The sequence below is a fragment of the Sphingopyxis sp. GW821-FHT02C12 genome (assembly GCF_059421785.1).
Map to the genome: position 1 here is coordinate 2,664,931 of NZ_JBWKVQ010000001.1, position 15,906 is coordinate 2,680,836.

The following is a 15,906-nucleotide window of genomic DNA, read 5'->3' on the forward strand; positions in this document are numbered from 1 at the left end:
CCTCAACTTTACTGGGCGGCCTGGACAAAGGCCGATGCGGTATCGGCGACGGAAACGCCGCCTATCCATGTCTCGCGCGGCGCGAGCGCCTTGTCGAGCCACACGAAATCGGCGCGGCGCCCCGGCGTGATCGCGCCATGGCTCGCCGACAGCGACAGGAAGGCGGCGGGCGTCGCGCTCGCCATCGTCGCGGCCTCGGGCACCGATAAGCCGGTGACCTCGACCGTCTTGCGCAGCGCCGACGCCATGTCGAGGTGGGTGCCCGCGAGCGTGCCGTCCTCGAAGATGCAGACGCCGTCCTTCACCGCGATGCGCTTGCCCTGCAGGGTGAATTCGCTGTCGTCGGTGCCGACGCTCGGCATCGCGTCGGTGACCAGCATCAGCCGGTCGATGCCCTTCGCCTTCACCGCCAGCCGCACGACCGCCGGGTGGAGGTGGACGTCGTCGACGATCAGCCCGCAATAACAGTCCGAATCGAACGCCGCGCCGACGGCGCCGGGGTCGCGGTGGTGCAGCGGCGACATCGCATTGAACAAATGTGTGAAGCCGCTCAGTCCGGCGGCGATCGCGCGCTGCGCCTCGTCATAGGTGGCGTCGCTGTGCCCCGCGCTGACGATTACGTCATGCGCGACCAGCGTGCGGATGTCCTCGTCATCGCACAATTCGGGGGCGAGAGTCAGCATCACCTTGCCGCGGCGCGGCGCGGTCAGCAGCGCCAGCGTCTCGGCATCGAGCTTGCGGATGCGATGCGCCTCGTGGATGCCGCGCTTCACCTCGTTGATGAACGGCCCTTCGATATGGATGCCGATAACGCCGGGAACGCCCGTGTCGATCGCATGGTCGACCGCGGTCAGCGCGGCGGCGATCTGCTCGGCGGTGTCGCTGATCAGCGTCGGCAGGAAGGCGGTCGTGCCGAAGCGGACATGCGCCGCCCCGATCGCGGCGATCGATTCGACATCGACATGGTCGTTGAACAATATGCCGCCGCCGCCGTTGACCTGCGTATCGACGAAGCCGGGCAGTAGCCAGCCGCCCTCCAGGTCGATCACGGCATCGGCGCGCGCGCTGCCGGCGGCCGAGACGGCGGTGATGGCGCCGTCGGCGACGGCGATGTCCGCCGCGCCGACGGCGCCACCGGGCTGTGCGACCCAGCCATTCTGAAAGCGAAGGATCATAGGGTCTCGGTAACCTTGTTGAGGTGCGGGGGCGAGTCGGGGTTGCGGCCGCGCGCGACCGCGAGCGCGCTCGCCATGCGGTAAAAGCTCTGGATCAGCAGGATCGGTTCGATCGCCGGATGCGCGGGCAGCGCGGGCAGGTCGCCGCCCGCCGGATCGGCGAGCAGCACCGTCGCGCCGCGGCCGCGAAACTCCGCCGCCGCCTCGCGCACGCTTGTCGCGGCGCGGTCGCTGCCGCCGAACGCCAGCACATGGAACGTATCGCCGACGATCGCCATCGGCCCGTGCCGCACTTCGGCGGCGCTGAAGCTCTCGGCATGGAGCGACGAGGTTTCCTTGAACTTGAGCGCGGCTTCCTGCGCGACGCCATAACCATAGCCGCGGCCGAGCACGAACAGGTTCGTCGCATCGGCAAAAGCCGCGACCGCGGGCGACCAGTCGAGCGCGAAGGCGCGTTCGAGCTGGCCGGGCAGGGCGTCGAGCGCGTCTTCCAGCGCGTCATCCCGCGCCCAGGCGGCGACGAGCGCGGCGACCGCGGCGAGCGACGCGATATAGGATTTGGTCGCCGCGACCGATTTTTCGGGGCTGGCCTTGAGCGCGATCACGACGTCGGCGAGCGCGCACAGCGGCGCGTCCTCGGCGTTGAGCAGCGCGACGACATAGGCGCCGGCGCGCTTCTGCTGTTCGACCGCGGCGAGAAGGTCGGGGCTCTGGCCCGACTGCGAGATCGCAAGGCACAGCCGTTTGCCCGCCAGCGTCGGCCCGTCATAGAGCGAGGCGACCGACAGCGCCGCCGACGCGGTCGGGGTGCCGGTCATCGTCTCGATCAGATATTTGGCGTAGGTCGCGGCATGGTCCGACGATCCGCGCGCGCAGGTGACGACCGCGGCGGGTGGATCGGCGCGCAGCCGTTCGCCGATCGCGGCAAAGGCCCGCGCATTGGCGGCGAGCATCGCCGCAACCGCGGCGGCGGCCTCGCCCGCCTCGCTTTCCATCAGCGTCCGCCCCGTTTTCAGCGCCTCTTGCAGCGTCATGCTTCCTACCGTCTCCGACTCGCGCCGGGGTCCTCGTTCGCCCCGATATTATTGGTACTATATAGGTTATATATATCGCATCAACTTGTATCTTTCGCCGATCAGATTTTTACGAACCACCGCTTGCGTCGCAGCCATTCCATCGCCCCCCAGATGAGCAGCATATAAAGCAGCACCGGGATCAGCGATGCGACCGGGTCGCCCAGCATCGCCCGCGTCGCGCGGAACGGCGCGAGCAGCAGGTCCCATGTCACCACCCCCGCGGTCACCTGATGCAGCGTATAGGCGGCGATCGCATTGGCCCCGAACGCCAGCATCGCGGTCGCGGCGATCCCCGGCGCGCGGCCCTCGCGATCGAGGATATGGTGGAGCAGTGCGAGCGCGAGGATCGTGATGCCGCTGGTGACCAGCACGAACGGGCTCGACCAGATATCCTTGACGATCGGAAAGGCGAAGCTCCACACCCCGCCCGCTGCCAGCATCGCCGCGCCGGTCAGCGCCAGCTGCCGCGTCGCCGGTCCGGCGCGGCGGATCAGCATTTCGCCCACCGCGACCCCGATCAGCCCCTGCGCGATCGCCGGCAGCGTCCCCAATATCCCCTCGGGATCATAGCCTTCGGGGCCTTGCACATAAAGATGCGTGCCCAGGAACAGCCGGTCGACCGAGGCGATGAAATTATGCCCGCGCACCCAGATATCGGTCGCCAGCCCGTCGAGCGACGGCAGCAGCGCGAGCGGCCAGTAAAGCGCGAGAACCGCGACGATCATCGCCAGCCGCGCCCGTGGGCCGACGCCCAGGAACAGCAAGGCGCACGCCGCATAGACCAGCCCGATTCGCTGCAACACCCCGAACAACCGCCACTCGCCCGACGCGAAGCTCATGAACCAATAGAGGTTGCTGAGCAGGAAGCCGAGCAGCAGCAATCGCCCCGCGCGCGACAATATGCGCCCCGTCTGCGGTGCACCGCCCGCGCGCAGCGAAAAGGGAATCGCGATCCCCACCATCGTCAGGAATCCTGGAAACACCAGGTCGGCGAGGGTCAGCCCATCCCAGCTGACGTGCAGCAGGATCGGCGCGACATCGGCCTCGGCGCCATATTTCATCGCCGCCGCCGAATTGACGAGGATCATCCCCGCCACGGTCAGGCCGCGCAACACGTCGAGCGAAATCAGGCGCATGGCTGTGCCTCCCCTTGGTCGCCGCGCCCCCGCGGGCGGCTTCTCGACACTGCCACAAATTTGCCATGGACAGCGCGTCAGATTTGTAGTCTATTGGTAATAGTCCAATGACGCAATTGGTCTTATCGAGATTGTTGGGAAGGCAATCTGGACCGGACCACCGGACGATGATGGGGGATATAATATGGTTCATGGGCCTGCAAAAGCTTTGGGGCGCCGCAATGCGCTGATGCGCGGTGTTTGCGCCGCCGCACTGGTGGGCGCGATCACGCTGCCCGCCGCGGCGCAGGACGCACCGGCCAGCGAGGAAAATGCCGACGACATCGTCGTCACCGGCATCCGCGCCAACCTCGAATCGGCACAGAACCGCAAGCGCAACGCCGACACGGTGGTCGATTCGATCACCGCCGAGGATATCGGCTCCTTCCCCGACAAATCGGTTGCCGAAGCCTTGCAGCGCGTCCCCGGCATCACCGTCATCCGGTTCGCCGGCACCGACGACACCTCGCACTTCTCCGCCGAACCCTCGGGCGTGATCGTGCGCGGCCTCAACCAGGTCCGGTCCGAATTCAACGGCCGCGACACCTTCAGCGCCAACTCGTCGCGCGGCCTGTCTTGGCAGGATATCTCGCCCGAACTGCTCGGCGGCATCGATACCTACAAGAACCAGACCGCCGACATGATCGAGGGCGGCATCGCGGGCACCGTCAACCTGCGCACGCGCGTGCCCTTCGACCAGGACGGCCGCCTGATCTCGATCTCGATCAAGAACACCTATGGCGACATCGCCCGCAAATCGACGCCCGAATTCTCGGGCATCATTTCGGACCGCTGGCAGACCGGCATCGGCGAGATCGGTTTGATGATCAACGGCGCCTATTCGCACGCGAAGACCGCGAGCCAGGGCATCCAGTTCGAACGCATGGGCATTTTCGACGGCGTGTTCGGCCCGGGCAAGCAATATATCCCCAGCGGCATCTTCATGCGCGAGAATGAATATGACCGTAAACGCTATGGCGCCGCGGCGGCGTTCCAGTGGCGCTCGAACGACGAGACGATGGAACTCACCGGGCAGTATAACCGCTCGCAGTATAACAACAGCTGGCGCGAATATGCGGTCTTCTCGTCGACCTTCTACGGCGACCTCTATGGCCAGCCGAGCGACTATGAGTTCGGCGACGCGTCGCTGATCAGCCCGCTTCAGGGCACCGCGCCCTTCGCCTTCGACGCCGACGGCAATTTCCAGAGCGGCTGGTGGTCGTACCAGCGTCCCTATGTGGGCGAGGGCGACGAGAATCGCGGGCTCGGCCTGAACGAGGATGGCGAGGCCTTCTTCAACCGCTGCTATTCGTGGGAAGGCTGCACCAACGACCGCCGCGCGCCGCAGGTGGACACCGCCGCCAACGCGCTGAAGAACAAGCAGATTACCCAGGATTTCGGCCTGAACTTCCGCTGGGACGTCTCCGATCGGGTGCGGCTGACGCTCGACGGGCAATATGTCGATGCCAGCGTCAGCAATTATAACGCGTCGGTCACCTCGCGCAGCTACGCCAACACCTATGTCGATCTGACCGGCAAATATCCGACCCTCACCTTCACCCCCACGACGGCGGACAATATCAACCTGTCGGCCGGCGGCCTGACCAATCCGAACAATTATTTCTTCTATTCGGTCACCGATCACACCGAGGACAGCGACGGCAAGGAAATCGCACTGAAGGCGGATCTGGAATATGAGGTCGATTCGGGCTGGCTCAGCGCGATCAAGGTCGGCGCCCGCTATGCCGACCGCGATCAGACGGTGCGGTGGGGCGCTTATAACTGGGCGAATATCTCGAACACCTGGACCTACACCCAGGCGCCCTATTTCAACACCGACAGCCCCACCTATCCTGCGGGTTCGACGGCGATCCACAGCTTCGGCAAGGACTTCTTCGCCGGCAACCAGCTGAACCAGCATTCGTTCGTCTTCTTCAACATGGACCGGCTGGTGAACCGCGAAGAACTCGCGGCGACGCTCGGCCGGCCGACGATCGGCGTCGGCGAATATTTCCCGGTCTGTTCGAACCAGGGCTATCGCGCCGGCGAAACGATCACCGGCGACTATGGCTGCTATCTGCCCAGCGAAGTGCTGAAGGTCGGTGAGCGCACGATGTCGGCCTATGCGATGGCCAAGTTCGGCGGCGACAGCCTGAGCATCGGCAATGTCGGCATTTCGGGCAACCTCGGCGTGCGCCTCATCTGGACGCGCAACGACACAGCGGGTGCGACGACCTTCGCCAACCCGTTCACCCCGACCCAATTGTCCTGCGAGCGTGCCGTCGTCGATGGTCGTCCCACCGCGACCTCGGGCTGCGTCGTGACCGCGAGCGAGATCGCGTTCAACAATGGCGCGACCGTGGCCGACGCCACCAAGGCCAATCATTTCCACGCCTTGCCCAGCTTCAACGTCAAGTTCGACCTGACCGACAAGCTGGTTTCGCGCTTCGCCTATTCGCGTGCGATGTCGCGCCCCGATTTCGGGCTGTTGCGCAACTTCCTGACGATCAACCGCCTGTCGCCCAACCTCAACGATTTCTCCGATCCCAATGTGACGCGCAACGCGGCGGGTGAGGCGATCGCCTATGACTGGCAATATACCGGCAAGTCGGGGAACCCGAATCTCAAGCCGATGACCGCCGACCAGTTCGACCTGACGCTGGAATATTATTTCGGCCGGTCGAGCTCGTTCACCGCCACGGGTTTCTACAAGAAATTCTACAATTATATCCAGGCGGGCCAGTTCAGCCTGCAAATCACCAACGGCGGCGTGACCGAGACGGTCCGTCTCGATCGCCCGGTCAACGGCGATGGTGCGAAGATCTACGGCGCCGAATTCGCCTTCCAGACCTTCTTCGACTTCCTGCCCGCACCGCTCGACGGCTTCGGGGTCCAGGCGAACTACACCTATGTGAAGAACAACGGCATCGAAACGGTCAACCTGACCAACGAGACCGCTGGCGGCACCGCAGGCGGCGGCATCACCTATGAGGACAGCACGGTCAAACCGAACGCGCTCGAGGGGATTTCGAAGCACAGCTACAATCTCGTCGGCATGTATGAAAAGGGTCCGATTTCGGCGCGCGTCGCCTATAACTGGCGCTCCAAATATCTGGTGACCGCGATCGACTGCTGCGTCGGCTTGCCGATCTGGCAGCAGGCGACGGGCTATCTCGATGCCTCCGTGCGCCTCCGTGCGACAAAGAACATCGAATTCATCCTCGAAGGGACGAACCTGCTCGGCACCGATACCGTGCTGTTCCAGCAGGTCGATTCGACCGGGCTGCTCAAGCCGAACGCCTGGTTCAGGAACGACCGGCGCTACCAGGTCGGTGCGCGCCTGACCTTCTAAAAGCGGGGGCCGGCGCCGGACCGAAAGGGCTGGCGCCGGTATCCGGCGCGGTTAGTGTGAGGCGATGGACGAGGGGCTTTTCAATCTGGTGATCGTCGGCGGCGGGACCGCCGGCTGGATGTGCGCCGCAGCCTGCGCCGCCAAGCTCGATCGCTCGCGTTTCCGCGTCCGCCTGATCGAATCCGAGGAAATCGGCACGGTCGGCGTCGGCGAGGCCACTCTGCCGCAAATGAAGGATTTCAACGACTTCCTCGGACTCGACGAGGTCGAGTTCATGCAGGCGACGCAGGCGAGCTTCAAACTCGGCATCGAATTCGTCAATTGGGGGCGGCAGGGCGACCGCTATGTCCATCCCTTCGGTACCTTTGGCCGCCCGATCGGCGAGGCCGATTTTTTCAGCTATTGGGTGCGCGGCCGCAACGCCGGCGTTGCGGCGCCGCTCTCGGACTATTGTTTCCCGATCGTCGCCGCGCTGCAGAACCGCTTCATGCTGCCGAACGGCGATCCGAACGATGTGCGCAACGCTTTCGCCTATGCCTATCACCTCGATGCCTTTCTCTATGCGCGCTATTTGCGCGGCTGGGCCGAAGCGCGCGGGATCGAGCGTGTCGAGGGCCGGATCGTCGATGTCGCGCGCGATGCTAACAGTGGCAACATCGCGGCGGTGACGCTCGCCTCGGGGACCAGCGTCGCGGGCGACATGTTCGTCGACTGCTCGGGCTTCCGCTCGTTGTTGCTCGGCGGAACGCTTGGCGTCGACCTCGACGACTGGTCGAAATGGCTGCCGTGCGACAGCGCCGCGGCGGTGCCGTCGGTGCGCTCGACCGACTTCACTCCCTATACGCGCTCGACCCGGCGCAAGGCGGGCTGGCAATGGCGCATCCCGCTCCAGCACCGCACCGGCAACGGCTATGTCTATGCCAGCAAAGACATTTCCGACGACGAAGCGGCGGCGACCCTGCTCGCCAATCTCGACGGAGAGGCGCTTGCCGAACCGCGGGTGTTGCGGTTCAAGGCCGGTAAGCGCGACCAGGCATGGGCGCATAATGTCGTCGGCATGGGGCTCGCGGGCGGCTTCCTCGAACCGCTCGAATCGACGAGCATCTATCTCGTGCAGATGGCGATCATGCACATGTTGACATTGTTACCATCGTGCGATGGCATCGACCCGGCGCTGCCCGCCGAGTTCAATCGCGTGATGGATGTCGAATATGACCGCATCCGCGATTTCCTGATCCTCCACTATATCGCCAACGACGCCGACGCGCCCTTGTGGGAACAGGTGACGACGATGAATGTCCCCGACACGCTCGCCGGCAAGATCGACCGCTTCCGCCAGCGCGCTTTTGTTCAGGCGTATCGCGACGGGCTGTTCGGCCCGCCGAGCTGGCAGGCGGTGTTCGTGGGGCAGGGGATCGTGCCCCACGCCGCCGACCGGCTCGCCGACACGCTCCCCGACGATCTTCTCGCCGATCGGCTCGGCAATCTGGCCGCGACGATCACGCTTGGCGCGAAGTCGGCGCCGTCCCACGCCGACTTCGTTGCCTCCTACTGCCCGGCGCCCGCGCCTTGAGCGGCGCGGTGCAGCGGGTTGCCGTCTATGGCGGCGGCGTCGCGGCGGTGATGGCGGCGCTCGCGATCGCCCGCGCTTTTGCGCGGCTCGGGACCGAAGTGACCTGGGTCGACACCGGGGAGGCGCCGCCGCCGCACGCCGCGCTGGTGGCGCCGCCCGACCTGGCAACCTTCCACCGCCTGCTCGGCATCGACGAAGCGGCGCTGGCCAGACAGGCCGCCGCGACCTTCAACATGGGGCAGCAATATGCCGGCTGGTCGGGCGGCGAGGCTGCCTTCCTTCATGCCTATGGCGATGCCGGGACACCCTATGCCTCGCTGCCCTTCGTCCAGCACTGGGCCCGCGCGCGCGCCGCCGGCTTGCGTGTCGGGCTCGAGGACTTCTGCCTCGCCGCCGCCGCCGCCAAGGAGGGGCGCACCGGCGAGCGCGGCGAGGCGACCGGGCAGGCGGTCAAGCGCGGCTGGCATCTCGATGCCGGCGGTTACGCCCGGCTGCCGCGCGATGCCTGCGAAAAGGCGGGGGTGCGGATCGTGCCGGGACGCGATGCCGTGTCCGAACGCGACGGGACGGAACTCGCCGCGCTGACCCTCGCCGACGGGCAGCGGGTCGCGGCCGATCTGTTCGTCGACGCCGATGGCGTGTTGATCTCCATGCTCGATCCCGGCGGGGCCAAGCAGGAAGCGCTGCTCTGCGACCGCGTCCTGCGCGCATCGGGCGCGCCCTTCGATCCGCTGCCGCTATACAGCCGCACCGCCGCGCATCCGGCGGGCTGGACCACGCTGATCCCGCTCGCCGACCGTACCGCGGTCGAGTTCTTCTACGACGGCGCGCGTCTGTCCGAGACCGATGCCCGCGCGGCGCTGGCCGCGATGATCGGCCGCCCTGTCGAGGGCAGTTCCGAACCGGTCGGCGCGGCGACGCGGGCGCGGCTGTGGGTCGGCAATGTCGTCGCCATCGGCCGTGCCGCGGGCGACGCCCCGCCGCTCGACGGCGCCGACCTGCTCCTCCTCCAACTCGCCATCGCACAGCTCGTCCTGCTCTGGCCGCTCGATCGCGCCGCGATGCCCGAGGCCGATATCTACAACGAGGAAATCGGCGGTGGCCGGGCACGGGTGCGCGACTTCACCGCGCAGCATTTCCGGCTCAACGCGCGCACCGAGCCCTTTTGGGCCGCCGCGCGCGCCGCGCCGGTCTCAAGCGAACTCGCGTCGAAAATCGACCTCTTCGCCGCGCGCGGCATGTTCGCGCATTACAACCACGAGGCGCATGTCGAGGACGGCTGGGCGCTCGTCATGGCGGGCCATGGCGTCGTCCCGCGCGGCTTCGATCCGCAGGCGCTGCAGGTCGACGATCCGGCGCTGATGGCTGAATTCCAGCGCCAGCTCCGCGCCGTCGCCACCGACGTCCGCGCGATGGACACCCACGCCGAAGCGCTGCGGCGGCTCTGGGCATGAGCGCGCGCACCCGCCCCGTTCGCCGCATCGTCATCGTCGGCGGCGGCAGCGCTGGCTGGATGACCGCCGCAGCCCTCGGCCGCGCGCTCGCCGGGCAGGAGCAGACGATCACCCTCGTCGAATCCGAAGCGATCGGCACCGTCGGGGTGGGCGAGGCCACGGTGCCGCCGATCCACGAATTCAACCGCTATCTGCGCATCGACCAGGCCGACTTCCTCCGCGCCACCCACGGCACGATCAAGCTCGGCATCGCGTTCGATGGCTGGGGCGGCGCGGACAACAGCTATTTCCACCCCTTCGGCTATATGGGCGTCGAGATGAGCGGCATCCATTTCCACCACTATTGGCTGCGTCACCTCGCCGCGGGCGGCGATCCCGATCATGGCCCGTACAACCTCGAAACCATGGCGGCGCGCGCCGGCCGTTTCGCCCCCGCGACGCGCCACGGCCCCGTCCATCACGCGGTGCATTTCGACGCCGCCGCCTACGCCCGTTTCCTGCGTGCTTATGCCGAGGACAAGGGCGTCGTCCGCATCGAGGGCAAGGTCGCCGACGTTACCCTCGACCCCGAGGACGGCTATATCGAAGCGCTCACCCTCGACGACGGCCGCATCGTCGAGGGTGACCTGTTCATCGACTGCTCGGGTTTCCGCGGCCTGCTGATCGAGGGTGCGCTCCAGACCGGTTACACCGACTGGAACCACTGGCTCCCCTGCGACAGCGCGGTCGCGATGCCCGCGGAGCGCAGCGGCGACCCGCCGCCTTTCACCCGCTCGACCGCGCGGGCAGCGGGTTGGCAATGGCGCATCCCGCTCCAGCACCGCGACGGCAATGGCTATGTCTATTCGAGCGCGCACCTCGGCCATGACGACGCCGAGGCCGCGCTCCGCGCCAACCTCCCCGGCGCCCCGCTCGCCGACGCCAATCGGCTGCGCTTCACCGCCGGCCATCGCAAGCGCATCTGGAACCGCAACTGCGTCGCGATCGGCCTCGCCGGCGGCTTTCTCGAACCTCTCGAATCGACCTCGATCCACCTGATCCAGACGACGATCATCCGGCTGCTCGCGCTGCTGCCGCGCGACGGTTTCGACCCGCATGTCGTCGCGCGCTTCAACCGCGACGCGCTCCACGAATATGCGACGATCCGCGACTTCGTGATCGCCCATTATGCGACCGCAAACCGCGACGACACGCCCTTCTGGCGCGACGTCGCCGCCGCCGGTCTGCCCGACAGCCTCGCCGAAAGGATCGAGGCGTATCGCGCCACCGGCAACATATTGTTCGAACCCAGCGACCTGTTTGGCCCGACCAACTGGTATGCGGTGCTCACGGGGCAGGGGGTCAAACCGCAAAGCTGGCACCCGATCGCCGACGGCCTCTCGTCCGAAGACCTGTCCGCCCGCCTCGCCACCTTGCGCGGCCGCGTCGCCGAGCAGCTATCCGAACTGCCGCCGCACAGCGAATTTCTGCGCCGTCTATCCGCCGTTTAGCTCGGCGACGACGTCATAGGCGTCGCCGCGATAATAGCTCTGCGTATATTCGGCGGTGCGCCCGTCGGACAGGAACCCGCGTCGCTCGATGAACAGCCCCGGCGTCCCCGGCTCGATCCCCAGCACCTCGGCCTGCTCGGCGGTAAAGGCGATCGCGCGCAGCCGCTGCAACGCGCGCACCGGCAGATGCCCGGCGGCCTCGAGCGCCTCATAGAGCGAATTGCCCACCGCTTCGACCGACGGCAGGCAGTAAGCCGGGATGGTCGCCTGTTCGAGTGCCATCGACGTGTCGTCGGCATAGCGGATGCGGTGGAACCGATAGACGAGTGACCCCGGTGACAGCCCGAGCGACAGCGCTTCCTCGGGGGTCACCGTGCCCTCGGTCTTGCTCACCCATTTGCTGTACGGCCGTCGCCCGCGCGAAATCATGTCCTCGGAAAAGCTGGTCAGCTTCGAAAAGCTCTTCTCGACCCGCGGCCGGGTGACGAAGGTGCCGGCGCCGCGCCGCCGCGTGACGATGCCGTCGGCGACCAGCCCGTCGATCGCCTTGCGCACCGTGATGCGCGACACGTCGAATTCCTCGGCCAGGTCGCGCTCGGTCGGGATCGCCTCCTCGGCCTTGACGATCTGCCCCTCGATCGCGTCGCGCAATATCTTCTGCAATTGCAGGTAGAGCGGGGTTGGATCCGCCTTCTGGAGCGGACCCAGGCGATCGATCAGCGACACGGACGACATCCTCTTTGGCGACGCGCGCGGCAATAGGACCAGTGCGCCCGCCCCATGTGTTGCATTGGTATCGTCGCGTCAACCTCGTTGCGACCTATTCGCGCGACAATCCGCGCCCGATCGCCCGGGTCAGCGCATGATCGGGGCTGTCCTGCGACAATTCCCACACCATCACGCCGCCGGCCTTTTCCGCCGCAAGTCGCGCCTTCGCCGCGATCGTCGCCGGACCATTGTGGGTGATGTAGCGGCAACCCGCACAGCGATCGCCGATGACATCGGCTTTGGTAGCGTCCAGCCCCTTGCTTGCGGCAAGGTCGCGATAGGACCAATTGGCCGTCTCGCCGCCGAACCCGTAGCCGTAAAAAGGCACGCCGAGCACCAGCCGCTCGCGCGCCACCCCGCGCGCCAGCCACAGGTCGAGGTCGCGTTTCGCCATCTCATAGGGTGAATGCTCGTCGCCCGACTGGCCCCAACTCGGCCCGATCGCGTCATAGGACATGATATTGACCAGATCGAAATAGCCGATCGACGAAATCGGGATCATCCCGCCCTCATAGGATGCGGTGGCACAGGTCAGCAGCTTGCCGCGCGCCTTCAGCGCCGCCGACAGCTTGGCGATGAACGGCGTATAATTGCCGGCCTTGTCGATCTCGGTCAGCAGCGCCCCTTCGATGTCGATGTCGATCCCGTCGAGGTTCAGCGTTTCGGCGAGCTCGACGAGCGCCGCCACCGTCGCCGCGCTCCGCTTGGGCGCCAGCAACGCCCGCCAGTCGCCCGAACAGCCGGGGATCACGCCCCCGGCGGTCGACAACAGCACCTTTCCGCCCGCCGCGTGCAACCGCGCCACCGCCGCACGCAAGGCATCGACGCGCATGGCCGCGCCATTCTCGTCGCCCATGCAGGTCATGCGCCCGTCGCGGACGAAAGCGCCTCCGGCATCGGGATTGGCGAAGGAGAGGTTGTAGTGGGTGAAGGACGACAGGTCGGTCCGTTCGATCGACAGGTCGAGGCCCTTGAACGCCGCGAGATAGCCGACCACAACCGGACGATCGGTCGCGGAGGCGGTCGATGCCGACGACAATACTAATGTAAAACCAATCAGGATCGCCGCGATGCGCCAAAAAGCCGACAATCCTGCCATGTCACGCCTATCCCTTTTGAAAGCGCCCCATTTGAAGCGCATTGACCATTGGGAAACTACATGACAAATTAGATACAACTTGTCGAGCGGGAGAGCGGATATGCGGATGATGGCCAGGGCGATGACGACCGCGGCGATGGTGGCGGCGCTGCCGATGGCGCCCGCGGCGTTCGCGAACGAAGCCCCCGCGCAGGCGGCGTTCGACCGCTTCGCCGATACGCTCGGCTACCGGCTGACGATGGTCGACAACCGTCCGGCGTGCCCGACGGGAATCGACGCCTGTTTCCTCTCGACGATCACGCTGACGCTGCCCGACACGGTCCCCGCCGACCTTCACAGCCTCTCGCTCTACTTCAGCTTCGTCAACCGCCTCCCCGTCGTCGAAAGCGACATCTTCGACCATCGCCTGATCAACGGCGACCTCCAGCAATTGACCCTCAAGCCCGGGGTCACGCTGAAACCCGGGTCGACGCATAAGATCGAATTATGGGGCGTCGGCGCCAATTTCTCGAAGGCGTTCGGCATGCCCAACGCCTATCTGGTCGCCGACGGGGTGCGGGCGCGCACGATCGCCGCGACGCGGCCCGTCATCGACCCCGAAACCGGCCTCGAAATCCTGCCTTTCGTCGCGCCGATGACCGATGAGGCGCGGCTCGCGACCAAGAGCGACGCCGACAAGACGCGCTGGCTGCTCCCCGAACGCGCCTTCGCGCTGCAGGCCGACCGTCAGGCCCCCGCCGCGACCGGCGTCGTTATCCTGCCCAAACCGGCCAGGGCGGTGCAGGGCAAGGGCAAGCCCGTCGACCTCGGCGGCGGTATCGCGCTGACGCTCGACGGCACCGATCGCAGCGCTCTCGCGCCCGCCCTGTCCGCGCTGGCGGCGGCGGGGGTGGGTGAGGGCGGCAAGCTGCCGCTCACCATCCGCATCGGCGCCCCCTCGCTCGCGCCCGAAGCCTATGTCCTCGACGTCGCTGCATCCGGCGTCACGATCAGCGCGCATGACGCGGCGGGGGCAAGTCATGCGCTGCGCTCGCTCGCGCAACAGGCGGCGTTCGAACAGGGCAAGCTCAAGCCGCTCCATGTCGAGGACGCGCCCGAATATGGCTTTCGCGGGCTGCACCTCGACCTCGGGCGCAATTTTCACGGCCGCGACGAGGTTTTGAAGCTCGTCGAGGCGATGGCTGCGTTCAAGCTCAACAAGCTTCACCTTCACCTTGCAGAGGATGAGGGGTGGCGGATCGAAATCCCGGCGCTGCCCGAACTCGCCGAAATCGGCTCGAAGCGCTGCCACGACCCGGAGGAAAAGACCTGCATCCTGCCGCAACTCGGCGCCGGGCCCGACGGAACGGGCGGGGTCAACGGCTATCTCAGCGTCGCCGACTATGTCGCGATCGTGCAGGCGGCGGCGGCGCGCCAGATCGAGGTGATCCCGTCGATCGATATGCCGGGACACAGCCGCGCCGCGATCAAGGCGATGGAACTCCGCCACGCGCGGCTGGCGGCTGCGGGCAAGACCGCCGAGGCCGACGCCTATCGCCTGATCGACCCGGCCGACACCACCGCATATCGCAGCATCCAGAATTATGACGACAATACGCTCAACGTCTGCCTGCCCGCGACCTATCGCTTCGTCGACACCGTCGTCGACGCGCTTGCCGCCATGCACCGCCAGGCGGGAACGCCGCTCAAGACCTTCCACCTCGGCGCCGACGAGACCGCGGGCGCCTGGGTCAAGTCGCCCGCCTGCGCCGCGATGATCGCCGAAAATGGCGGCGATCCCGGCAAGCTGACCCCGCGCTTCATCGAACGCGTCAGCGCCAGCCTTGCCGCCAAGGGGCTGCGCGCCGGCGGTTGGAGCGACGGCATGGGGCATACCGATGCCGCCAACATGCCCAAGGATTCACAGACCAACATCTGGGGCGTTCTCCACACCGGCGCGATCCGCGAGGCGCACGACCAGCTCAATCGCGGCTGGAACGTCATACTGTCGATCCCCGACCTTGGTTATTTCGACATGCCCTATGCGCCGCATCCCGACGAAGGCGGTTACGACTGGGCCTCGCGCGGCGTCGACGAATATCAGGTCTTCGGCTTCATGCCGGACAATCTGCCCGCCAATGCCGCGACGATCCGCAACATCTATGCCGATGGCAAGCCGATCGACGATGCCCCGACGCTCCAGCCCGGCCACCGCGTCGCCGGGGTGCAGGCGCAATTGTGGAGCGAGACGATCCGCACCGACGGCCAGGTCGACTATATGCTCTTCCCGCGCCTGCTCGCGCTCGCCGAACGCGGCTGGGCGCCCGCGCCCTGGACGCCGGCCTATCAAGCGGGGGCGGCCTATGAATGGGGCGACAGCCGTGTCGATCGGGCAAAGCTGAAAACGGGCTGGCAGGATTTTGCCGGCCGCGCTGCGGCGCAATTCCCGCTGCTCGACCGCATCGGCGTCGCCTATCGCGTCGCCCCGCCGGGCGCACGCATCGCCGCGGGCAAGCTCGAAGCGAACAGCGCCTATCCCGGCACGACCATCGAATATCGCGTCGAAGGCGGCGTCTGGACGCGCTATGCGGGACCGGTCGCGGTCGGCGGCGCGGTCGACCTGCGTAGCCGTTCCGCCGACGGCAAGCGTGCCAGCCGGACGGTTCGTGTCGAACCCGGGCGGTAAGCGCCGGGAAGCCCGAGCTGCCTGCATCTCGCCTATCTATGCGCCGCCCCCTAATCCCGTTCATGTCGAGCGAAGTCGA

At 66.6% G+C, this 15,906-nt stretch carries 10 protein-coding genes; 5 read left to right on the plus strand and 5 right to left on the minus strand.

The window, feature by feature from the left end; all coding sequences use genetic code 11:
- Positions 1–8 precede the first annotated feature (8 nt).
- The 3 genes from nagA to AC07U1_RS12805 form a co-directional block, all read right to left on the minus strand.
- Entirely contained in the window at positions 9–1,175 is a 1,167-nt protein-coding gene (gene nagA / locus AC07U1_RS12795; RefSeq protein WP_495176259.1) for an N-acetylglucosamine-6-phosphate deacetylase, read from the minus strand.
- Positions 1,172–2,209, minus strand: a complete 1,038-nt coding sequence (locus AC07U1_RS12800) for an SIS domain-containing protein (RefSeq protein ID WP_495176258.1) — start codon at positions 2,207–2,209, stop codon at positions 1,172–1,174. The genes nagA and AC07U1_RS12800 overlap by 4 nt, the downstream gene beginning before the upstream one ends.
- A 101-nt stretch (positions 2,210–2,310) precedes the next feature.
- Positions 2,311–3,387 carry an acyltransferase family protein gene (locus AC07U1_RS12805; protein ID WP_495176257.1) on the minus strand — a complete coding sequence of 359 codons (1,077 nt, stop codon included), beginning with the start codon at positions 3,385–3,387 and terminating at the stop codon, positions 2,311–2,313.
- A gap of 229 nt (positions 3,388–3,616) precedes the next feature.
- Here AC07U1_RS12805 and AC07U1_RS12810 point away from each other — a divergent pair, with 229 nt between their 5' ends.
- The 4 genes from AC07U1_RS12810 to AC07U1_RS12825 all read left to right on the plus strand — a co-directional run bounded on the left by AC07U1_RS12810 (position 3,617) and on the right by AC07U1_RS12825 (position 11,295).
- Entirely contained in the window at positions 3,617–6,778 is a 3,162-nt protein-coding gene (locus AC07U1_RS12810; protein WP_495176256.1) for a TonB-dependent receptor, read from the plus strand.
- Between the two features lie 64 nt (positions 6,779–6,842).
- Entirely contained in the window at positions 6,843–8,351 is a 1,509-nt protein-coding gene (locus AC07U1_RS12815) for a tryptophan halogenase family protein (RefSeq protein WP_495176255.1), read from the plus strand.
- A gap of 8 nt (positions 8,352–8,359) precedes the next feature.
- Positions 8,360–9,805 (plus strand): tryptophan 7-halogenase, encoded by a 1,446-nt coding sequence (locus AC07U1_RS12820; protein WP_495176254.1) that lies wholly within the window; start codon positions 8,360–8,362, stop codon positions 9,803–9,805.
- Positions 9,802–11,295 (plus strand): tryptophan halogenase family protein, encoded by a 1,494-nt coding sequence (locus tag AC07U1_RS12825; protein WP_495176253.1) that lies wholly within the window; start codon positions 9,802–9,804, stop codon positions 11,293–11,295. Before AC07U1_RS12820 ends, AC07U1_RS12825 begins: the two co-directional genes overlap by 4 nt.
- On the opposite strand, the gene AC07U1_RS12830 is transcribed toward AC07U1_RS12825, so the two are convergent.
- A complete protein-coding gene (locus AC07U1_RS12830) occupies positions 11,281–12,021 on the minus strand; it encodes a GntR family transcriptional regulator (RefSeq protein WP_056348551.1) in 741 nt (246 codons plus the stop codon). The genes AC07U1_RS12825 and AC07U1_RS12830 overlap by 15 nt on opposite strands.
- Positions 12,022–12,115: 94 nt before the next feature.
- Positions 12,116–13,162 carry a glycosyl hydrolase family 18 protein gene (locus AC07U1_RS12835; RefSeq protein ID WP_495176252.1) on the minus strand — a complete coding sequence of 349 codons (1,047 nt, stop codon included), beginning with the start codon at positions 13,160–13,162 and terminating at the stop codon, positions 12,116–12,118.
- Between the two features lie 100 nt (positions 13,163–13,262).
- Here AC07U1_RS12835 and AC07U1_RS12840 point away from each other — a divergent pair, with 100 nt between their 5' ends.
- Entirely contained in the window at positions 13,263–15,827 is a 2,565-nt protein-coding gene (locus AC07U1_RS12840; protein ID WP_495176251.1) for a beta-N-acetylhexosaminidase, read from the plus strand.
- Positions 15,828–15,906 lie beyond the last annotated feature (79 nt).